General features: G+C 38.9%; 16 protein-coding genes. 4 read left to right on the top strand and 12 right to left on the bottom strand.

The window, feature by feature from the left end; genetic code table 11:
* Positions 1 to 102: 102 nt before the first annotated feature.
* From J2Z32_RS17940 to J2Z32_RS17930, 3 genes are all read right to left on the bottom strand, one after another.
* On the bottom strand, positions 103 to 3,435 hold the full coding sequence (locus J2Z32_RS17940; protein ID WP_210090567.1) for an S-layer homology domain-containing protein: 3,333 nt from the start codon (positions 3,433 to 3,435) through the stop codon (positions 103 to 105).
* 848 nt (positions 3,436 to 4,283) lie between these two features.
* A complete protein-coding gene (locus J2Z32_RS17935; RefSeq protein WP_210090566.1) occupies positions 4,284 to 4,625 on the bottom strand; it encodes a hypothetical protein in 342 nt (113 codons plus the stop codon).
* A gap of 161 nt (positions 4,626 to 4,786) precedes the next feature.
* Entirely contained in the window at positions 4,787 to 8,749 is a 3,963-nt protein-coding gene (locus J2Z32_RS17930; protein ID WP_210090565.1) for an S-layer homology domain-containing protein, read from the bottom strand.
* Between the two features lie 311 nt (positions 8,750 to 9,060).
* On the opposite strand from J2Z32_RS17930, the gene J2Z32_RS17925 reads away from it, so the two are divergent.
* The 3 genes from J2Z32_RS17925 (at position 9,061) to J2Z32_RS17915 (ending at position 11,519) form a co-directional block, all read left to right on the top strand.
* Positions 9,061 to 9,438, top strand: coding sequence for a BlaI/MecI/CopY family transcriptional regulator (locus tag J2Z32_RS17925; protein WP_210090564.1), 378 nt, complete (start codon positions 9,061 to 9,063; stop codon positions 9,436 to 9,438).
* On the top strand, positions 9,438 to 10,787 hold the full coding sequence (locus J2Z32_RS17920) for a M56 family metallopeptidase (RefSeq protein WP_210090563.1): 1,350 nt from the start codon (positions 9,438 to 9,440) through the stop codon (positions 10,785 to 10,787). The genes J2Z32_RS17925 and J2Z32_RS17920 overlap by 1 nt, the downstream gene beginning before the upstream one ends.
* A gap of 150 nt (positions 10,788 to 10,937) precedes the next feature.
* Entirely contained in the window at positions 10,938 to 11,519 is a 582-nt protein-coding gene (locus tag J2Z32_RS17915; protein ID WP_210090562.1) for a stalk domain-containing protein, read from the top strand.
* A gap of 102 nt (positions 11,520 to 11,621) precedes the next feature.
* On the opposite strand, the gene J2Z32_RS17910 is transcribed toward J2Z32_RS17915, so the two are convergent.
* The 6 genes from J2Z32_RS17910 to fabZ form a co-directional block, all read right to left on the bottom strand.
* Positions 11,622 to 12,740, bottom strand: a complete 1,119-nt coding sequence (locus tag J2Z32_RS17910; RefSeq protein ID WP_210090561.1) for a glycosyltransferase family 4 protein — start codon at positions 12,738 to 12,740, stop codon at positions 11,622 to 11,624.
* Between the two features lie 112 nt (positions 12,741 to 12,852).
* A complete protein-coding gene (locus tag J2Z32_RS17905; protein ID WP_210090560.1) occupies positions 12,853 to 13,611 on the bottom strand; it encodes a WecB/TagA/CpsF family glycosyltransferase in 759 nt (252 codons plus the stop codon).
* A gap of 5 nt (positions 13,612 to 13,616) precedes the next feature.
* Positions 13,617 to 14,882: a polysaccharide pyruvyl transferase CsaB gene (gene csaB, locus J2Z32_RS17900; RefSeq protein WP_210090559.1), complete on the bottom strand. Its 1,266-nt coding sequence runs from the start codon at positions 14,880 to 14,882 to the stop codon at positions 13,617 to 13,619.
* Entirely contained in the window at positions 14,852 to 16,873 is a 2,022-nt protein-coding gene (locus tag J2Z32_RS17895; RefSeq protein WP_210090558.1) for a DUF5693 family protein, read from the bottom strand. Before J2Z32_RS17895 ends, csaB begins: the two co-directional genes overlap by 31 nt.
* A gap of 108 nt (positions 16,874 to 16,981) precedes the next feature.
* Positions 16,982 to 18,700, bottom strand: coding sequence for a phospho-sugar mutase (locus tag J2Z32_RS17890; RefSeq protein WP_210090557.1), 1,719 nt, complete (start codon positions 18,698 to 18,700; stop codon positions 16,982 to 16,984).
* Positions 18,701 to 18,751: 51 nt separating this feature from the next.
* Positions 18,752 to 19,174, bottom strand: a complete 423-nt coding sequence (gene fabZ / locus J2Z32_RS17885; protein WP_210090556.1) for a 3-hydroxyacyl-ACP dehydratase FabZ — start codon at positions 19,172 to 19,174, stop codon at positions 18,752 to 18,754.
* A gap of 350 nt (positions 19,175 to 19,524) precedes the next feature.
* On the opposite strand from fabZ, the gene J2Z32_RS17880 reads away from it, so the two are divergent.
* Complete coding sequence (locus J2Z32_RS17880) at positions 19,525 to 20,448, top strand: Rpn family recombination-promoting nuclease/putative transposase (protein ID WP_210090555.1); 924 nt, start codon at positions 19,525 to 19,527, stop codon at positions 20,446 to 20,448.
* Between the two features lie 127 nt (positions 20,449 to 20,575).
* On the opposite strand, the gene J2Z32_RS17875 is transcribed toward J2Z32_RS17880, so the two are convergent.
* Genes J2Z32_RS17875 through J2Z32_RS17865 form a run of 3 tightly spaced genes read right to left on the bottom strand, consistent with a single transcriptional unit; the run spans position 20,576 to position 22,618 of the window.
* Positions 20,576 to 20,833 (bottom strand): DNA-directed RNA polymerase subunit beta, encoded by a 258-nt coding sequence (locus J2Z32_RS17875; protein ID WP_210090554.1) that lies wholly within the window; start codon positions 20,831 to 20,833, stop codon positions 20,576 to 20,578.
* 12 nt (positions 20,834 to 20,845) lie between these two features.
* Positions 20,846 to 21,721, bottom strand: a complete 876-nt coding sequence (locus J2Z32_RS17870; protein ID WP_210090553.1) for a flagellar hook-basal body protein — start codon at positions 21,719 to 21,721, stop codon at positions 20,846 to 20,848.
* Positions 21,722 to 21,736: 15 nt separating this feature from the next.
* Complete coding sequence (locus J2Z32_RS17865; protein ID WP_210090552.1) at positions 21,737 to 22,618, bottom strand: flagellar hook-basal body protein; 882 nt, start codon at positions 22,616 to 22,618, stop codon at positions 21,737 to 21,739.
* Between the last annotated feature and the right edge of the window lie 90 nt (positions 22,619 to 22,708).

Here is a 22,708-nt window from a genome sequence, read left to right as displayed (position 1 = left end):
TAAAGTCACACTATGTATCAATAAAATCACACTAAAAAAACATTTAAAAATAATAAAAACAGACTGGGACCACCCAGTCTGTTTTGAACAAAATCAATCTAATTACTCTGATACAGTCACAGCAGTTCCATTTACAGGAACAGTAATTGTAAACTCTTTAGTATCAGTTATTGAACCCTTAGTAAATGTAGCAGTTACTGTAGTAGTTCCAGCTACAAACGATGCATCAGCTCTATCTACAGTAGTTAATGTTCCACTAACCGCACCAGCAGTAGCTTGAGTTAATACTGTGTTAACAGGAACTGCCCAAGTTACAGCAACACCATTAGTAGTAGTTGCAGGTAGAGCAATTGTAGCTGTTGCAGTACTAGCACCTGTTACTGTCAATTGACTAGCTACTAAAGAAGTTTTAGCAGCAGCAACAGCAGCAGTATCAATAGCAGTTTGTTCATCAGTTGTTGGAGTACCAGTAACATTTACGTTAACATTTGCTACTGGGTTACCAGCTATGTCAGTAACTACTTTCGCAGTATCGTTGTTGTTGATAACAACATTAACATTTTTACCATTTACGGAAGGTACAGCAGCATCCAAAGTAATAACTAATGTATCAGTTGAAGCTGTTGCTGTAGCTGTCTTCACTTCAGTACCATCAACATAAACTTTGATGACTGCTGGATTGTAAACTACGCTAATTGCTTCAGAGAATTTAACATTAACTGTATTACCTAATGCACTGTGTCCAGTTGAAACAACAGGAGCAACTTCATCTTTAACTGGGTAAGTTTTTGCTTCTAAGAAACGTCCGTAAGAATCTTGAATCGCACCAGACTCAACAACTACACTAAGTGTATCTGCTTTGTAAGGGATAGCATCAGTAGCAAATGTTAGAACAACTTGTTTGTTATTGCTATTGTTAACAGTTGCATTGAAGCTTAGTCCACCTACTTTGATTTTACTTGCATCAACAGAACTTACAGGTGTTTTAGTATTAATTACAATTGTTTTTCTGTCAGTTGCTTTTACGCTATCAGCTTCAACAGCAGTAGAATTTTGGTCTTTAAGTGGTGTAGGAGTTGCAGCAGAGTTAATGAAATTATCATTTACATCTGCAACGTTAACAGCACGAATTGTTGTTGTTGCACTAGCCCATCCACTTTGCAAATCTTTAGCTGGCACAACGATTTCAACCGTATCAGAGCTATAAAGGTTTGCTGTAGCTGATTTAGTAGGGAATGGATAGTTAACTCCAGCTACTGTGTAGCTATACTTGTTAATATCATCTGCTCTACCATTACCAGAGCTTTGTAAGTTTCTGTTAAATTGCAAGTAGAATCTTACATTGTCATAATCAGTTTTGTACCAAGCTGCTGACAATGATAGTGCAGAGTTATCTGTCACATTAAAGTCATATTTAGCTGGTTCCATTGTGTTAGCTACAGATGCTTGGTCTCTAATACCCGCTACTTCGATAGTATATTTACCTGCATCAAGTTTACCAATTGATTCAATAATAACTCTATCTTGAGCTTGCTTGCTATCTTTTGTTCCATAATACGGAGTTTTTACTGGGTTACCTTTAGAGTTAAACCCTTTAGTAGCAACGATTTCACCTTTGTCATTTCTCAAAACATAGTTAACAGCATTTTCAATATCTTTGCTATCTACTTTTTTAGAGAAATCAATAGTGATTTCTGTGCTGTTTGTTTTATTTTCAGCTGTTACTGAGTTTAGAGTTGGACGAGATGTATCCAATTCTGGTTTAACAACTGTGTTACGGTCTGCAGCGTTATTACTGTAATCCGTTACACCTTCCAAATACACTGTAGTATCGCCTAAACCTAAACGATCTTCATATTTGAAGTTTAATGTTACCTTATTGTCATTGATGTCAATGGACTCAGGTGTTTTGCTTGAAGTTGAATGATAAGCTTTTTTAACAGATTTAACTGGCTCATTGAATACAACTTCAACTTTTTGCAGGTCAGTCACTTTAGTTGAAACTACTTCAGGTGCAGTTGTATCTTCAACTACTGTGAAGTCGATCTCAACAGGACTCACTTTAAAGCTATTGAAGTCTTCAATACCTTGTACTGACAATTTGTGTTCTCCAACACTTACATCAGCAGAAATAATCAATACGTTTGGATAAGAGAATTTAGTGCTTGCATTAATGGATTTACCATCAATTTTATAGTTAGACAAGTTATTAGCTGTTACAGATCTAACTGGCTCAGAGAAAACAACTTTGATTGCTTTAGTTCCAAGAGCTTTAACTTCAGTTACAGTTGGCAATTGTGTATCAACTGCAGTGAATTTAACTTTTTCATCAAATGTTTTAGAACCATTTGCATTCTTCACATTTTTAACTTCTAAAGTTAATTCTTTTTGTGCTGGCAATTTGGAAGATTCATCAGCAGTTAATAGCAATTTCACTTCTTTTTTGTCAGCAGACAATGTTGCTGATTCAAATTTCACATTTGAAACTCCATCAACTTTATAGTTTCCTTTAGTTTCAGCAGTTTTAGCATCAACATCACCATCAAACTTAACTGTCAACTCTTTCAAGTTAGTAGCAGTTACAGATTCGATTTTAGTCGCTGCAGTTACTACATAAGTTACTGTATATTTCAACTCACGGCCGTCTTTAGCTTTGTAAGTCAATTCAGTAGCTTTGTTAGCTTCCAATGCTTTTTCAAGTTTAACTTCTACTACTTCACCAGTAGACAAAGTCAATTTAACGTTGTTAGCATCGATTGCTTCTGCTTTAGTTACTTTGAAGTTGTTGAACTCATAGATTGCATGAGCAGCTACAACTGTTTGTGCGCGAGTAGCGTTTGCTTGGTAGTTGATACCTTCAGCAATGTAACCAGCTTTGATTGCAGCAGCTACATAACCTTTAGCCCATTCAGAAGCAGTGTTGTTAGCTTCAGTTGGAACTTCCAATTTGTTAGCTACTACTAATACTTTAGCCAATTCTTGAACTGTTACGTTGCCAGTTGGGTTGAAAATTGGGTTAGCAGGGTTAGTACTTTGACCTTCAAGGATACCAGCTTTAGTAGCTGCTTCGATGAATGGAGCTGCCCAGTGTTTTGCAGTGTAGTTTTTGTCTTTGTAAGTAGCAACGCCAGTTACTTCTTCAAGAGCCAAAGATTTAACGATGATTTTAGCTAATTGTGCACGAGTTACTGTTTGGTCTAAGTGAGCCAAACCGTCTGGGAACCCGTCAACGATACCAGCTTCCTTAAGTACATTAAATTGTTGTTCAGGTGTTAATTTTTCTGCGTCAGCACCAAATGCAACAGATGCAAACATTGAGAATGCCATTGCTGTAGACAACGCTACGGATAAAATTTTCTTCATAACCTTTTTTTCTCCTCCTTGAATATCTTTCATATAAGGGTTTTCTTTAATTGAAAAGCTCTTGTTACTCATAGTCATTGCACCCCCTTTCCAGAGTTTGAGCGGTTTCCTATAATTTAGGTCTGCGACGAGAGCCACAGAAACTTGTAAACAATTTAAAATCAAACATAAGAAACTAGAGTAGTTTCCTAATCCTACCTAAACATTATACAATGGGCAAGTAGTGCAGTAAAGCTAATTTTTCTAATAGAAAGACAAGTTTCCCTATCAGGGACTTCTTGGATGTCAAATCTTGACGTCTTTCTCTCCCATCATTCATGCTCATACTCTTAAACGCAGTAGGTTTCAAAAAGTTGCACATTCTTAAAAAAAAATATTTCAAGAATGTTACCTTTGTTAAGGCTAACCACTTTTACATCATTTTGTCTAGCTTACCTGCTGACGGAAATTAGTATATCATACCTGAATATGCCAGTCATTAAGCAACTTTTTCCAAATTCATTTATAAATTCAACTTTATAAAGGGCTCAATATTGAAATTAGTGCTTGACTGCTAAACCCAAGCTAGCGAAGAGACAGAGCGATTCTGAAGGTTGTCTCTTAAAGTCATATTCCATCCCTGAATAGGCTTTAATAAAAAGGAATATGATTTTAACAACAATCGCAAGAACGCTCTGGATCGTAGCTTCCTGACTCCTATCGTTGTCATGGACTAATTTCTAAATCGAGCCATATAAAGTATCCTAACTTCTATTATGTACATACCCTTAAATGTATGAATGCGAACCACAAATATGACTTAAGTGTAACAAAAACGCGCAAAAAAGAAGCGACCCCATCATGGCAAAAGATTGCCTTCTAGGTCACTTCCTTCATATTATACAGTTCATAGAGAATATATTATTCAAACTACAAATTCCCTATCTTACCTTCATCGCCAATTGGATAATACGCGCACGCATTTTAGGATCAGTCTCCAGCTTCTCGTACATGTCGTCAATGGCTTGCTTATTGTCTTTATACGATTTCTCGTGCTTCATTGTCACATGGGACCAATCAATAAGCTCTTGCTCTGCATTACGCATTTCATTAAATGCATCATGGAAGCCTGTTTCTACTACAAGCCCTTCCATTACCTCTTGAGTTACTTCCTGTAGCTTGGCAGTTTCTTCAATCTTCTTCTCCAAAACTCTGGATCTATCCTCAAATTTATTCTTTGCCTTCATATAAGCCAATTGTGCCTTCGATAAAATCGGTTTCATTTACTCATATTCACCCTTTAGCATTAAAATCTAATTCCTAGTACCAGATTCATACAAGTTACATTGTAACGCAATCTCTGGCAAATTACAAAATGTATTGACTGGAAAATAAGAGAAACGACCACAGGAACTCCCTGCAGTCGCTCTTTTATAGCAAATTTTTAGTTAAAGTTTTTAGGGAACATATCTTTCGTAGACTTGTTCTTCTTAAATAACTCTACTGCAATCTTTCCAGCCTCTGCTCTGGTCATATTCCCTGTTGGGTTAAAATTATAGGAAGCTTTTTTCGCCCCTTGTAGCGTAACTGGACTACCAGACATAATTTTAGCTGAAGATACTGCCTGAACAGACGGTCTAGCGTAATATTCAATTTTCCCTGAATCCAAATATGATTTAGCTAGCTTCGCTGCAAGCTTATCATCATTCGTATCTAACTTCAGCTTAGCCGCTCTAGCGATCATCACCGCTGCCTCTTGTCTAGTAATTGGCATATTAGGGGAGAAGAAGCCCTCCACTTTACCTGTAATAATCCCTGCTCTAGCAGCCGTTTCTAAATGCTCATAATCCCATGTGGTCGTTTTAGTACCAAAAGGTACGTCAAAGAATGCTTGTTGGGAATTATCTGCATTAATTGGCAAGCTAAGTCCTTTTACTAATAATGTTGCGAATTCACCTCTTGTTGTCTGATCATCTGCACCAAACGCATCGGCACGCAAGTAATCCATAATTCCTTTAGAATACAATGCATTTAAAATGTTACGTGCCCAAGGGTGGTTTGTAATATCGCTAAAGCTACGATTTAGCTTGTATACAGCATAATAACCAAATTCATCAAACGGAATAGTTACAGTATTCTGGCTCGTATTTACTGTTCCAGGAACACGCTCCCACAATCCACGTCCACCTTTATCTGTGTATTTGAAAACAGTAACCTGAGTACCTGCATCACTTACGACATTTTTGTCATAAGCAATTGTCAAGGTTCCTCGCTGAGAAGGAACAATTTCACGTTGTCCTAGCTCCGTAGAAGTAAAGAAGCCATGAACAGAATACGGTGCTACACCATTGGTTGCCTGCAAATCTCCAAGCTCCCCTAATCCACCATTAATCCAATAAATATCAGAGATACGAGTAAAGTTAAAGGTTTGTGCAGTTGTAGTAAAGTTAGCAAAGTAAGAAGCAAGTAGGGAGTTATTAGGATCAATGTAATTACCATAATATCTACCCTCGTCGTCTACACGCTCAACTACACCATTTCTTGGATCTGCAATCCCAAACAACAATTTATTGTTAGGATAGAATTTACGCTCTTTGCTTTGAGGATTACTTCTATTAATAGACTGCATGATTGTTCCCTTAGGGAAGTTTAATGTTAACGCTTTGTTAAATGCTGTGTATTTATTTGATACTTTTTCTGCCATGTATTGCGTATCAATACCTACCGAACCTGTATAATACACGTTAATTGAATCATTAATATTAGCACCAGTTCTAACAATCTGGATCTTAATACTATTTAATTTATCCGGCTTCAAGCCAACATAATCATAGGTGAAGCGATCCGTCATACCAGCTTCAGTTCTTCTGGTTGCTTCTTCCTTACCGATAATTACTTTGCTTGCACCTTCAGCCTCAATTTCAAAACGTACAAAGTTTTTATTTACGATAATTTGATCTCCAGTTGTCGCAATAGGAGAAATAATTCTATACCCAGTAAGCTCACGATTAATTTCTAAACGTTGGGAAATACGTGCACCCGCAGCGTTAATTAATTCTAGGGAATATACGTGCGTACCAGTAACTCCTCGATCAAAACGAAAAGCACCTTTAGAGCTATCTGAATTACTTATTCTAATGACAAAATCTTTTTGACTTCCTACGAGTTCATATTTGTAGTCATCTTTTATAAGTGGTGTAGGATTCTCTACAGCAGCTGACGGGATATCAAGCTCAAATATTTTGGATGAGCCTAAGCTGAGGTTTAATTTACTCGCATTACCTCCACGTATAACAACTGTATACTCATCAAGATTTGTTGTATATTTATCGTCGTTGAAAGAGAACTCCTTCGGTAATTTCAAAAAGTTTACAACTTCCATTTTCTTTGTATCATCTGTTAAAGAAGTAGGAAAAGGTGTATCCTGTGAAGTATTTGAAATCACTTTACCAGGTGAAAATTGTGTAATTGATGAAATATTTTTATCAGAAATATAAATTCGTACCTTTTTACTTACAGGAACTTTATTATTAAGATAATCTAAATAAATACCTTTAAACTCAATAACATTTTCACCCATTGTAAGCGGGCCACTTACAGGATTAATTGCAATATCCACTGAAAAACCAGCATCTGCTACCGGTAGTGTTTTATCTCCTGGAATACCATTAGCAAAATACTCCTTTTGCTCCCATTTTACACTGTTAGAGTATTCACCCATTACATTAATTGATCCAGTCTGATTGCTATCAACCTCATAGCTTTGACCATCAACAAGGTTGCTAATGATAATTCCAGCTGCTGTACTAAAGGAGACGCTAAACTCCTTTGGCAATGTCCCGTTTGGATCAGCATATTGTGCCTGGATTCTCTTCTCTCCAGATGCACTTTCTGTTACTTTATAAACCTTGCTATTTGTACCTAGACCAGCAATAGTTCCTGCTACTGGAGTTTGTGCGATAGCTTTACCACCCGGTAGATAACTTAAATTAAACGTCCCTGATACAGCACTATCTGTAGTTACCTCAATGTAATAAGGTGACTTCGTAATGACTGCACCATTAATTGGTTGTCTATTTGCTATATTAAGATTGCTCTCATCAAAGTCAGGCAAATAATTAATACTTGTTATCGTTGCTTGATCTGATAGATTAAACGATGGTGCAATCTTCGCTTTTGTCTTATATACTGCAGGTGTATCAGTACCTACTCTACTATAATCAATTTCAATCTGTGGTCTTTGTAAAACATCACTCGTAAAAGGAACCGCGTGAAGCCTCAATGTAATCTGACGATAAGCAGGTCCCGTTGCATCATTAATAATTGTCTCTTTTTCAGTCGTAGCTGGCTTAGGATCTATCTGCCCTGCATCATTAAATAACTTCGAAGATAATATTTCATACGTATTTGGACCTGTTCCTAACGTATACTCAGTTCCTCCTACAGTTACCCTATGATTATCTTGAGCAAAGAACTCATCCTCAGGTTTTGCCGAGTTATAAGGCAACATCACCTGTACAATATAATCTGCTGAGGTTCTGTTTCCTTTTTTAATGTTAGGGACAGTATTTAAAATATTCGTATATCCCCCACTATCATTACCTACATACACTCCAACAAATGGGTTATCATTTGTAAAATAGTACACCTCTCTAGTTACACTAAAAGAGTCAGAGCCATTCGTAAATGTAATTTTTAATTTATTTAAGCCTTCTGTCAATGAAACTGGAGAACTTCCCATAAGATTGTTGAATACATCAGTGGAAATTTCTTTGCCATCATTAACAGCAACTGTAACCTTATTAGCATTGTATACCTCACCACTAATGCTTACCATTGGGTTTCTAGATATTACCCTTGTATCTTCATCCAAGTTAATTTCATTACCCAAGCCACTTCCTGTTAATGTCAGCTTAGTAAAATAAGGAATTTTATCATACAACACATAAAACACATCGCTACCTTCTGCATTACCAAACTTACCCTTTAATGTAATTCGGTTAAGCCCAGGGAATAAAGTCACACCTGAAGCTATAAAACGATTATTATTACTCTCATCTGCAGTCACCGTTGCATTTGTAGCAAATTGTTTATTTGCTTGCCAATTACTATTAATAGAATCCCAAGTTAGCAATTCAACTTCGCCGGACAAGGAGTCCTTTGAGAGCTTAGAATATGCACCCGAAATTGATAACGTAGGTGTATTTACAATCTTCACCTTACCTCTGGGATTTTCACTGTTCTCAATATTAGCGCCATCATTGGCTGTTTTGAGCAATTCCTGATCATTTGGAATAAAATAAGTCGCACTTGCCGCCTCCGCCGTAGAAATCAATCCCACTGGAAATAGCGCAATAATCATTGAAAATAAGGTAAGCCATACTAATGACTTTTTCATGCGTTGCATGTAGATATCCACTCCTTTTGTATAATAAATTAAGATTTTCCTGCGTAAAAACACTGCCCAAAAGCAACATGGGAAAAAATCGTCATATATGTAGTTTATCGGACAAGGCAACCCGAACTTTTAGTCATTTCTTAAAATTCAGTCTAATAACATGGAAAAAGACCAAATGTTACTAAATCAAATTTAATTTGAATTATTTTGAATTCCAACTAGTTAATCAAGCTATTTATAATATTGACTTCTGCGACAACTTGTCGTACTATCGAAACTACGACAAGTTGTCGCAGATTAAAATTAGAGGTGCGCACCTTATGAAAAAATTAGGAAGACTATCAGAAACAGAATTAGAGGTTATGGAGGTGGTTTGGGCAGCAACATCATCTGTAACAGTAAATCAGTTGTTGGACATTTTTGAAAATAAAGATTGGAAAACATCAACGATATCAACCCTGCTGAAGCGTCTTATCGAAAAAGGCTTTTTAACAAAATCAATGGAAGGTAAAGTTAATTACTATACCCCCGTTGTGACGCTAGAAGAGTACAAGAAGATTGAAACTCACTCCTTTTTAGATCGCTTATACAATGGAAAGGCTAAAAATTTTCTAGCCGCACTCGTTGATGATGAAGAGCTTAGCTCTGATGACATCAAGGAATTAAAGGAGTGGTTCAATCGTAAGGAGGATCAATGATGAGCTCACTCATTTTCTCCCTCCTTGTTGCGTCAGTGGTTAGCACACTCATTTGGATGTTACAAAACTGCTTAAAGCCCCTAACCCATAAAGTCTTTTCACAGGCTTGGCATTACTATACGGGCTTAATTCCGATCTTTCTTCTGCTAGGTGGTTCAGAGCTATTCATTAGGCTCCTTCGTTGGTTTATTTCAGTCTCGTTTTACCAAACTTCAAGTTATGAGCCGCAAATTAAGTTGCAGCAATCTGTTCAAGGTGGTTTATTGGCGGAAGCCAAAGAAAACTATACTTATTTGAAAAATGTATTTTCTTCTCTCTTACAAGCGCAACAACTAAGTGTAATTCTTCTAATTGCCACTATAATATGGGCAAGCGGAGCCATCGTTTATCTTTTACTCAACGTTCTAAAATATCGGATGTTTAAACGTTCACTCCTACGAGAAAGCTGGGAAAGCAAAATGGGAAATTATCCTGTGAAGGTGATGATTAGTCCAAAGGCTACCACCCCAATGCTTGTAGGTATATGGAGGCCTGTGGTGATTTTACCGAATACCCAGCTTGGGGAAAAAGAGCTTTCCATGATTATGTCCCACGAACTTACTCATCTACAACGTGGCGATCTTATTGTAAAGCTGTTACTTCTTATTGCAAACACAATTTATTGGTTTAACCCGATCGTTTACATTCTTAATAGACAATTAAATGTGTTATGTGAGCTCTCCTGTGATGAAAAGGTTGTTCGTAAAATGGACATGGACAATCGGAGACTTTACGGCAAAACGTTATTATCTATGCTGGAATATAGCGTTAGTCAAAGAAATGTAGTATTCACTAGTAGCTTTTGTAGCCCAAAATCAGAAATGAAATGGAGACTGTTAAATGTTATGAACAACAAAAAAATGAAAACGAAAGTGATTATATTATCGTTATTCTCAGCACTTGTTTTAGTTATTAGCGGTGGCACTGCGGCCTACACGGTATATGCAGCAGGAACGTCTATAAGTTCTCATATCAATATCCCGACTGGTAAGGGGACAGATGGTCGGAACATTTATATTCAATCCGAGGATGGGACGGTATTACATTATGACAGATACGGCAAAGTTACTGATGTAACCAATGAATGGGTTGAAAAGACCAAACAACGGAAAAAACAGCTTGATGAAAAAACACAAAAGAAAGTGGATGAATTCCAGCGTACGATTCAGTCCTATTTAAACAAAGGTGTGCCCGTTCCTCAAAGTATACTAGATGAACTTGGAACGGAAGAAGTCTTAGCTGCACTCGAGCAAATCAGTGGGTATGTCTATGACAAGGACGGACTTCGTCCGTATAACTTTAATAGATAAAACTCATGAAGCTCATACAACTCACATCCTCATGAAGTAATAATAAACTCACAAACTCTTAATTTCATAAATGCATAAATTCATAAATTCGTAAATTTCATTTAATCCTAAATTTGAGTTTAAATTCAAAAGTGATGGAGGTACTATTCCGTGAAATTGAGATGGTTAACTGGTATATTAGCCTTGCTACTATTTTTATCAAGTGGAGTTATATCGTATGCTGAGGAGCGTAACTTTTTTTGGTCAGACTCAATACCTTTCCCAACATGTTATGATGGGCCAGAAGACGATGCAAAGGATAAATTAAGCTTGACTAAGGATGGTATGAAAATCCCTCTAGAGGTGCAAACCTGTGAAAAAGCAAAAAAAAGTCGTGTGTTGGTTCAAGTGAATGGACAATATTTGCATATTGTAGCAGGAGCAGGAATAGAGCCTTTCGTTGAGAAAGGTCGTACATTGGTTCCACTCAAAGCCCTAGCTGATGTATTTGGCTTTGAAGTGAAATGGGATCAAGGCGAAAAGAAAATTACGTTAACAAAAGAAAATGTGGTTATTACAATGGTGGTGGGGAAAACGGGGATTTGGGTTAACGATAATAAACTAAACTCCAATACAGCCCCAATGATTAAAAATAATACAACCTTTCTGCCTATAAGAGAGCTTGCTGAAGCTCTGGGTATTGAAGTCAAGTGGGACTCAGCTACGAGGACCGCTACATTTACTGAGAAATAGTAATTGCTAATAAACAAAAAGGTACCTATGCGCTTGTACACTTATTAATCGTGTATAGTGCTAGGTACCTTTAATTTATTCAATAACGTTTGAAATTAATGATTATTTCGAGCCCCGCTCCACACCCTTCATACGAAGGCGAGCAATGAAATCGAGTACTGGACGTTTTGTTTTGCCGATGAGCCCAATCACTTCTGCGCCAATTTGCATAAAGAATACCATAACGCAAATAACAACAAAGGTCACCCAGTTAGCATTTGCTAATGCCGCAGTAGATTGAATAATGGCAAGTACACCAAAAAATGCTGCAATGCCGTAAATAATAAGTACAGTCTGACGATGAGTAAAACCTAACTCACGTAAGCAATGGTGCAAGTGTCCTTTATCTGGAGCGAAAATCGGCTTTTTAGATTTCCAACGGCGAATGATTGCAAAAAATGTATCGGACAATGGCACACCAATCAAAATGAGTGGCGTCAAGAAGGATACAATCGCAACCTGCTTAAAGCCAAGCAAGGATAACATCGCTAGTGAAAATCCGAGGAACAAGGCTCCCGAATCGCCCATAAATATTTTAGCTGGATGGAAGTTAAAAAATAAAAATCCGATAATGCTTCCAAGTAACAATAAACTAATGAGTGCAACTAACACATTTCCCATAATAAATGCCATGACCGCAATCGTTCCAATTGCAATCGCAGACACCCCTGCAGCAAGCCCATCAAGTCCATCAATCAGATTTATCGCATTCGTTACGCCAACAATCCAAAGAATTGTAAACGGAATTCCAATCCAATCTTGAACAGAGCCATACGTATGAAAAGGAATGTTCGCAAATTCGAGTTGAATATCGAATACGAACACAACAATACAAGCTGTTGCAATTTGATATAAAAACTTGAATTTAGCAGGCAGATCAAATTTATCATCGAACGCGCCTAGCAAAATCGTCATTGTCCCACCAACAAGAAATGCTTTAATGAAGTTGCCTTCTCGTACTGTAAAGGTCTCAGGTATAAACATGATAAATCCAGCAAATACAACAACAAATGCGATATAAATCCCTAAGCCCCCAAGACGTGGCATCACTCGCGTATGTACCTTACGAGCATTAGGCATATCTACGGCGCCTACTTTAAAAGCAAATTTCTTTACCAGTGGTGTCAATGCTGCAGCTAAGCCCATAGCAACTAGGAAACCCATGGTATATATCATCCACATGTAAATTCCAACCCCCAATTGTTCTGCCAAAAAATGATAAAAATTATCTTAGTATCATCCTTAGCAATATTACGCTCTTTGATGGGAAATTTCAATCATTAATGTTACGATTTTATTGCTTCACTTTAGTTATTGTATCCTTTTCTCGCAAAACACGCAAAACGAACTTAGGAATTGCCATCAATCTTGGTATTCTGGAAGGCTCCTTTAGTGCGCGATATAACCATTCCATACGTAGCTTTTGGACAACCTTTGGTGCACGTTTTACTTTACCAGAGATAACATCAAAGCTTCCACCAACCCCCATCATGACAGGGACAGCTAAATGCTCTTTATGCTTGGCAATCCAAGGCTCCTGCGTATCCAAACCTCTTGCCACAAACAATAAATGTGGTTTAGAGTCTTTAATCTGTGCAATGATCTCCGCATCCTGTTCGGAATTAAAATAACCATCACGTACACCTACAATATGTGTTAACGGATATTCGATTGCTAACCTTTTCGCCGCCTCCTGCACCACCTCAGCGGTAGAGCCCAACAGGTATACTCTCCAACGATGCTTTTCACCCTGCTTCATCAGTTCATGCAACAGTTCAATGCCAGGAACACGCTCCTCTACAGGCTCTCCACCCATTTTTGCAGCCCAGACGACACCCGTTCCATCTGGAATGACAAGCTCTGCTTCGGTCATGACTTTATTAAACTGAGGGTTATGCAACGCCTCATTGATCATAATCGGATTGGCGGTAATGACTTGATGGTATTGCTCAGACAAAATAACTTCTGTCAAATAGGATACCACATCCTTCATCCCCCACTTGCACACAGGAATACCAAAGATGGAAACGCTCGGTATCTTTTTTTCATCCATGTCATTCACCCTCTACCTTTTAAAAATTGCGTAATTTGATGAGCAGGCACCCTAGCATCACGTCGCATGACTTCCATGTATTCTATATGTTCATTTAACCATGCTTCTTTATTTGTTAATATCGATGCTGCTGTTATAGCTACTTGATCACCATCTAATGCTTTATGACTGCCAACTGGCGAAATGTTCAACCGAGCAAGGAACTGATCAATTTTCGGATCATAGGAAATCCCCATCATTGGGACACCTTGTGATGCCGCATAAATTAAGCTGTGTAGTCTCATCCCAATTAGCAAATCACAATTTTTCACTTCCTGCACCATTTCGGACGGATGCTCACATTCACCAATGACAGAGGCAACCTCTGCTCCATGCTCCATGTGCTGTATGACAAAGCGTGATGCTTCATCATCACCTGGGAAATAAAAAGGAAGAAACTTTAATGTGACATCCATTTCAGCAGTTAGCTTTGATAACCCTTGTGCTAAACTACGCAGCTCGGAACGATCCTCATTCCAAAAACGTACGGATACACCTACAACAGGTTTTACTTTTTTCACTTTATTTGTGACTTTTATTTGAGATCCTTCTTTGATTACATCTTGAGGCATATCTTCAACTATATCTTGAGATTCATGTTCGGATACATCCCGAGATATATCTTTGGATACCTCTTGATCCAGAACTCGATCTTCACCATGATGGTGCTCAACATGATTTTGTACTTGCTCTGGAAGCACAAATCCCATGACAGGATCAGGCACAACGTGAATACGCTCTTGCCCGATCCCGATTTTTTGAAGATATGCAGCAGATTGTTGGTCGCGTACGGAAATATATTTGCATTTTTTCATGACACTTTTAATGAAGGGATGGAAAAAACCTCGCTGAACAGGGCCTACACCTTGGGCATAAATAAACGTTGGCTTGCCTAACCATTGCGCCAGCTTAATTACACCTAAATAGTAAGGAATGGTCCCTAAGCCTGTAACGTCCTGCAATAAGCTACCGCCCCCGCTAATGAGGCCATCACCTTGCTGAATCGCCTTTTTTACTTCTCCCAATTTCATCCGATGAACAGCCTCTACGCCATAGGTCTTTGTTGTCCATTCAGGATCAATCGATAATACAATTGGTGTAATCTGTATTCCCGCCGCTTGTCCTGCTTCCTCTAAAGCATACAAAATAGATGTCAATACCGCTTCATCACCGCTATTTTTAAAGCCATAATAACCGGATATTATAATTTTTTGAGCAGTCTTGGCGACCATCTATCCCAACACCTTTCAACTATATACCACACTAGTAGAAGAACGAATCCAACAATTAAACCTAAACCTAAGCCTAGCAATCCGCGAATGAGTGACAATACCATCGGAGTATGAATATGGGCAAAGGTATCCACCATGGAAAGCTGACCAATCACAACAATAATCATGGCATACAGCGCTTTGCGATAACGGAATGCTGCAAATACGCCTGCAAGGAAAATTGGATGTGCGAATAGGAACTCTTTGTTTCTTGGTCTTACGCCAAAATTATTTTCTAAGAAGGCACGAAGTGGCGCCTCACCTGGTAATAATGTGCCCCCATTGCCTGTACGAGATAAGTAGAAAAAGGCTACGCCCGCCAAAACAACGAGCAGTACAACCCATAATAGAGTAATCGGCATTTTAAGCCAATTTTGCAACTCCTGCCATACGGACTTTCCTAAGTAAAGGAATACATACAAGACGATGAGCATAATAGGGACTAAGTGAAGTAAGCTAACGCCTCGGAATTGTGTAATAACCAAGCTATACGTAATATTGTTTAATAACGCAATAATAAAAGGTACCGCTGCAAGTGAAATTAACGCAGTTTTAAAGTACAACACAACGGAATGTGCGACTCGACGTCCTGTACTTATTGAAGCGTTATTACTTCTCATTTCTTCCACCTTGCGAATGGCAAGTACTACCGCAATCGTAGGCGCACTAATCGATACAAATAATGCAAGTGCCTGCTCTAGCAATGCTGGTTTTAGCACAAACAGTCCTGCACTTCCTAACAAACCAAGGATGAATGCAAGCAATGTAAATGGTGATGCAAAGTAAGAGACAAGCAAAGCGATAAAGGCAACCGCACCAAGGATAACAATTGGCTCGCTAAATTTTTGCAAAGTAGAGTGGTATACCGTAAAGCTTTCGGCTTGTCCAAATTCAAAACCGTTTTTTTCAATCGACTTTAAAGCATTACCCGGTTCGCCCAATGACTCAATTAAATTATTAACCGGATTCGTAACGCTTCCCTTTAAGCCATCCTTAACTGGCTGAGCATTTAAGTAAATCATACGAATATTACGATCTTTTGTTGCTAATACAAACTTATCTGCTAACTGCTCTGGTCCCAAACTGGCATCACTATCCGGTAATGAGAACAATCTCACAACGTTATAGTCCGTCAAGTAAGCTAATTTACTAAAACCTTTTTGCGGCATCTTTAAGTTTTCAATCGTTACAATGCCGATGTCATATTTTTTTAACAAATCAGCAAAGCCTTCTAGGCTGTTCATATCCTCATTATCATTAAAGCCCTTCACAGCCTCACCATCAAACAATATTTTTGTGATACCAAGCTGTTTATATTGTGACAGTAAGTCATCCATATCCTGCTGATTGTATGGTGCATTATCACTCATCCGAGGAAGAATATAAAACCCAAGCTCATGTAGCTTAGACATAAGGATTGGATTAGGCTGCATCACCTTCAGATTTGCTTCATCTAAAGCGGCACCAATTTCAAGCCCAGCATAGTTTTTATATGTCCAAGGAGAGACAGGGATATCTAAATTACGGAATGCTTTTTCAATAATTGGCGAAAGTATTTTTTCATTTTCCGCACTTGTAAACGCAACGTAAGTTTTGTTTTCCTGCCCAGTCAATAAACTTTGCTCCATTTTTGCTAAGTCTAGAGAGCTAAAGGTCATAATCTGGTGTGCCTTAGCCATTTCATCCAATGTGCTTTCAAACAACGCCATCGTAGTTACGCCTGTTTGTTTCAGCTCTGATAACTGATGATCTAAGTACTGATCAGGGTTTCCCTTATAGGTTGAAATTTCTAACAAATTACGAAAATTGAATACAACCTCCACCTTATTAGATGAAGATTCTGTTTTTAAACGGTCAATGATCATCGGTAGAGTGGCGATAATTCCGACAATTACGAGCACCCACAACCATTTGTGCGATGCTTTGTTCCATCGTTGCCAATTCTGATTCACTTATTTACCTCCTCTTAATCGCTACGAAAGCGGCTGCCCAATATTTCGAGCTAATCGCCGCTTGTTATTTGTTGAATATGATCGGACTGAGTTTGCTAAAGTTAAAAGTTATGCATCTACTCGCACTAAAACCTCTGCCTCAATATTTGCAAGTAAGTCTTGAGCATGAGCCATGGACGCTCCGCGTACGGCAAAGTAAAATTTAATTTTAGGCTCCGTGCCTGATGGGCGTAAAGTGAACCATGAGCCATCCTCTAGCAAAAATTTAAGCACATTTTCTTTTGGCAAGCCATCAAGTCCAAGTGAGTAGTCAAGTAATTGGGATACATTGATGCCTGCGACCTGCTTAGGTGGATCGTTACGGAAGCTGCTCATTAGCTCTCCAATTTTCGCAAGCCCATCTTTTCCTTTTAAGGTACGAGATACAAGCGATTCACGATAATAACCAAACTGCTGGTATAGCTCCTCCAGTACATCCATCAACGTCTTACCTTGCTGTTTATAATAAGCTGCTGCTTCACAAATTAGCATCGAAGCGACAACAGCATCTTTATCACGCGCATAATTGCCTGCAAGGTAACCATAGCTTTCCTCATAGCCAAATAGGTACGTGTATTCACCAGACTGCTCAAATTGATTCATTTTCTCACCGATATATTTGAAGCCGGTTAATGTGTTAAATACAGTTGCACCGTAATGCTCAGCAATGGCTGCCCCAAACTCACTTGTTACGATGGTTTTCACAACCGCCCCATTACTTGGCAATGCACCACGTTCCTTCATTTGACTTAACAAATAGTAAACGAGTAAAGAGCCCGATTGGTTACCCGTTAAAATCTCATATTCACCTTTAGCGTTACGAACCACCGCACCCATGCGGTCTGCATCAGGGTCTGTTCCAATCAAAATATCTGCATTCACCTGCTCCCCTAGCTTGATCGCTAGCGTAAAGGCTTCACGCTCTTCAGGATTTGGGGACTTCACTGTAGAGAAATTACCATCAGGCAACTCCTGCTCTTGTACAATATGTACATTGTTAAAGTGATTTCTAGCAAGCACTTGGCGAACTGGAATGTTACCAGTACCATGTAAAGGCGTGTATACCACTACAAGATTATCTCCAGCACCTTGTTGGAGTAGCTCCTCATTTAAGCTCATCTCAGCTACGGTCTGAGCGAATTTAGCATCTTCTTCTTCACCTAACCACACAAGTAACCCTTGTTGTTCTGCCTGCGCTTTGGTTAAACGTTTAATTTGGGCGAAGGAATGTAATGCTCCAATATTCTCAATGACTTCAGCTGCCTCATCAGGAACTAATTGACCTCCACTTGCATTGTAAACCTTGTAGCCATTGTATTCTGGTGGGTTGTGACTCGCTGTCACGACAATACCACCCGTAGCTTGTAAATCACGTACAGAAAACGAAAGCTGAGGTGTAGGACGAAGTGATGGGAATAGTTTAGCAACGATCCCGTTACCGGCTAATACCAAAGCCGCCTCTAATGCAAATTCAGGAGAGAAGTGACGACAATCATGGGCAATAACAACAGAAGGTTTTCCTGCCTTCGCTCCGTGCGCCTTCAAAATATATTGTGCAAAGCCTTGTGTCGCTAAGCCTACTGTATATACATTCATTCGATTGCTGCCTACCCCAATGACACCACGAAGCCCACCTGTGCCAAACTCAAGGTCACGATAAAATGAATCCTCTAGCTCAGCAGGATTGTCCTGTAGACGACGTAGCTCTTCTTTAGTCTGGTCATCAATCGTAGGGTCATTTAACCATTCTTGCACTTTTTCCTTAACCTTGCTGATCATTTCTGACATATTTACATACTCCCTTATCCAATATAATAAAAATATTGTACGGTTCTACTATTACGATAAAGCAAATGTAATTTCGCCTTCAGCTACAACCTTATCCTCAACCTTGGCTATACCATATCCTCTGCCGATTGGACCCTTCACACGTATGATCTCAACCTCAAGACGAAGTGTATCGCCAGGAACAACCTGTTCACGGAAGCGGAAATTGTCCAACTTAGCCAAAAAGCCTATTTTCCCTTTGTTTTGCTCCAAAGATAAAATCGCAGCCGCACCTACCTGTGCTAATGCTTCTGTAATCAATACACCAGGCATAACGGGATGCTGCGGGAAATGACCAAGGAAAAACGGCTCATTAATTGTAACATTTTTAATACCAACTGCCCGTTTACCTTCTTCCATCTCCACGATTTTATCTACAAGTAGAAATGGCGGGCGATGTGGGATAATTTCTTGAATTTGTTTAGAATCTAACATGGATAAATCCTCCTTCAATATTTACGAAAATTGGCATAAAAATGACTTCAAAGGGCAATACTGTGTATATCCTTCGCCTCTGCAGAAGCGAAGGTTCAGATAAGGGGCTGGTCTCCTTTGTAGCTCACAAGCTATAAAGGAGACGTCAGCCCTTTTGTCATCAAAGAGCTATATGCCTATTTATTCACATAATACATCCATCTAATTATACCTTTTCCAACTGCCAGCGTAAACTTCCCTGTTCACTCCCTTTATATTCACTCAGAGATTAACTAAGACACTAACATAGAGACTCACTAAGGTAAGCAGTCTTCTATGATATAATTTAAGAAAGAAAGGGAGATGAATTCATGAGTGAGCTACTTAATCCACGCAACGATTTTGTATTCAAGCGAATTTTTGGAAGTGAAGCGAATAAGGATGTCCTATTAGCCTTCCTCAACCAGACTTTTATTGAAGCAGGAGAAGAGCCTCTTAGTGAGATTACATTACTGAATCCATATACCGACAAAGACGCTCCACTTGATAAACAATCTATTTTTGATATTTGGGCAAAAACAAAGACAGGTGAGCTTATTAATGTAGAAATGCAGTTATTTAACAAATACGACATTGAGAAGCGTACACTATTCTATTGGAGCAAACGCTACTCTTCTCAACTACAAGAAAGTCAATCCTATAGAGAACTTAAAAAGTGTGTTACCATTAACATTTTGAACTATTCATTCTTGCCAAATGATAGGTATCATAATATATTTCATTTAAGAGAAGACCATACTGACATTACCTTGTGTGATGATATTGAAATTCATTTTTTAGAGTTAGCCAAATTAGAACAAATGTCTGTTCCAATACAAGGTGGATTAATTAATTGGCTTCTTTTCTTAAAAGGAACAGATAAATCAAATTGGGAGGTGCTTCAAATGAATGAACCTAAACTGAAAAAGGCGATGGATACACTTGAGTATTTGAGTCAAGATCAAGAGGCTAGAATACGTTACGAACAGCGACAAAAGTTTCTACATGACGAAGCCTCTTCAATGGAGTTTTTTCTAGAAAAGGGGTTCAAGCAGGGGATAGAAGAAGGGCGACAAGAAGGACGACAAGAAGGACGACAGGAAGGACGACAGGAAGGAGTACAGGAAGGCGAGCACAAAAAAGCAATAGAAATGGCTAAAGGCCTACTCGCCGAAGGTATTCCCGTCCACATCATTGCCAAAACAAGCGGTCTATCTGATGCTGAAATTACAGCCTTGAAGCAGGACAATAAATAATAAACAAAAGAGCCATTCAATCCTAATGATACGCCTCGGGTGCTAACCCCGAACCTCATTAGATAGAATGGCTCTTTTTTGTTAAAAGACTATTTCACACTTGCGAACGCTAAGCTACCATGCACCGCTATGGCGCAAAAACTAGGTCATATACATGCTTCCATGTATTAAGATCCCACACGTGCGTAAGATCTTGTTTACCTAACACTACAAATCCTACAACCGCTCCCCCAAAAAAGACCAAAATTAAGACCACAATAATAATGACAATGCGGAGAAGTACCCACCAGCCTGACTTCCCTTGCTCTTTATCTTTTTTTGTGTCCTTTATGTCCTTCTTCTCTTGTGTCTCTTTTTCCTTTACGGGGGGATTTTCCTGACTCATGCCCTTCATCACCTACCCACGCAAATTATTGGCTAAATTCATCATGTTGTCACTAGAAGTTAATGCGCGTGCTGCAAGCTGATATGTGCGCTGAACCTGAATTAATTCTGCCATCGTTCCAGATATATCTACATTGGAGTTTTCAATTACACCTTGTTGTAATTTAGCCCGCTGTGAAGATTGGGGATCAATCGTATTGTTGTTTTGGAGTACAGCTTGTTCTAGTACTCTTACTTCTCCTTGTGGTCCAGCAGCATTAACATTTAGACCTGCATCAGCGCGAATAACATATAGACCATTGTCACGGCGCTCTAATGCATCAGGGCGAATAACAACAGACACATTAATTGCACCTAATCCTACAACTTCATCTCCTTGCAAAGCTGTAATATTCCCATCGGGATCAATATTAAACTCTCCGTTCGCGGGGACGGTAATACGTTCATTTTCTTCATTCAGCACAAAGTAGCCCTGACTATTTACGAGATAAGCTTCCTCCTCGTTTTCAGGGTTAGGCTGTAAATGAAAGTCTCCCCCTCTTGTATAAGCGGTGGGACCCTCCTCAGATAATGAAACCTTGAATAAAGCATTTCCTTGGATGGCAAGGTCTGTTTTATTCCCCGTCTCAATCAGATTACCTTGCTTATTATTTTGCGATATATATGAAAGCTTAGAACCAAAGCCCATCTGTATTCCCATCGGTGTAGCTCGTCCATCTAGCTTAAATTTGTCCCCTTGCTTTTTTACAGCAGTTAAAGTTTCTTCAAATGTCGCTTGCTTACTTTTATAACCCGCTGTATTTGCGTTTGCTAGATTATCTGCCAGCAGGTCAAGTCGTTGCTGTGTCCCACCAAGAGAAACCATCGCACTTATCATGGAGTTATTCATCTGGAGCCTCCTATTCTACACTCTGCCAATTTCATTAACGGCTTTGTCTAAGCTTTTATCATAAAATTGAATGACCTTCTGATTCGATTCATACGCCTTCTGTGCAGCCATTAAATCAACCATCGATTGAGTTGGATCTACTGTCGAGCCTTCTAATGCACCTTGTCTCATCTCAACAGCATCATTTTCCTCCAAATCCCGAATGTCAGCTACCTCTTCATCTTCAACCCGATACGTGTTGCTACCCTCACTAACCAACTCTTGAGGACGATTTACAATCTTAATGCCAAGCTGTCCAAGCTCATTCTCTCCGTCTGTCATTACTCCTGCCGCATTAATGGTCAAATTCTCAACAGACATGCCTTCAGGAAACGTAATTGGCTCTCCAGCTTGATCCAGTAAACGATATCCCTGTGCGGTAATTAGCTCTCCGTTTGCATTAATCTGAAAGGAACCATCCCGTGTATATTTCACGTTATTGTTATTGTCCATCACAGAGAAAAAGGCTTCTGGACGATACATAACCTCTCCATTTTCATTGACATACTTGCCTGAGGAGTCAAAAGGAATAGCTTGTCCAGTTGCAGGATCATTAACTTCAATATTACTTTTAAGGGAAAGATCACTATTTCTACCCGTATCTCTAATCTCACCTTGGGCATAAGAAGGCATACTTTCCTCAGCAAATACCCCTGTTGCAAGTCTACCAATGTTACGTGACGTTGGTTTTTGACCATTGCTTTGGAGTGCCACCAGCATTTCCGGAAAAGTACGTGAAATGCTATTCACCTGCTTATAACCCGGTGTATTCATATTGGCAATATTTTGTGTCACCGTATCATGACGACGTTGCTCTGCAATCATACCCGCAGTTGCGGTGTAAAGCCCTCTCAACATGGAACAAACCTCCAGACAAGTATCTGCATAAAATTAGACTAACTTATTTACCGTACAATACTTCTGTTTAAAATTAACAACACTTACCTC

The sequence above is a fragment of the Paenibacillus turicensis genome (genome assembly GCF_017873435.1).
GTDB lineage: Bacteria > Bacillota > Bacilli > Paenibacillales > Paenibacillaceae > Fontibacillus > Fontibacillus turicensis.
This window is presented reverse-complemented; position numbering and strand designations above follow the sequence as displayed.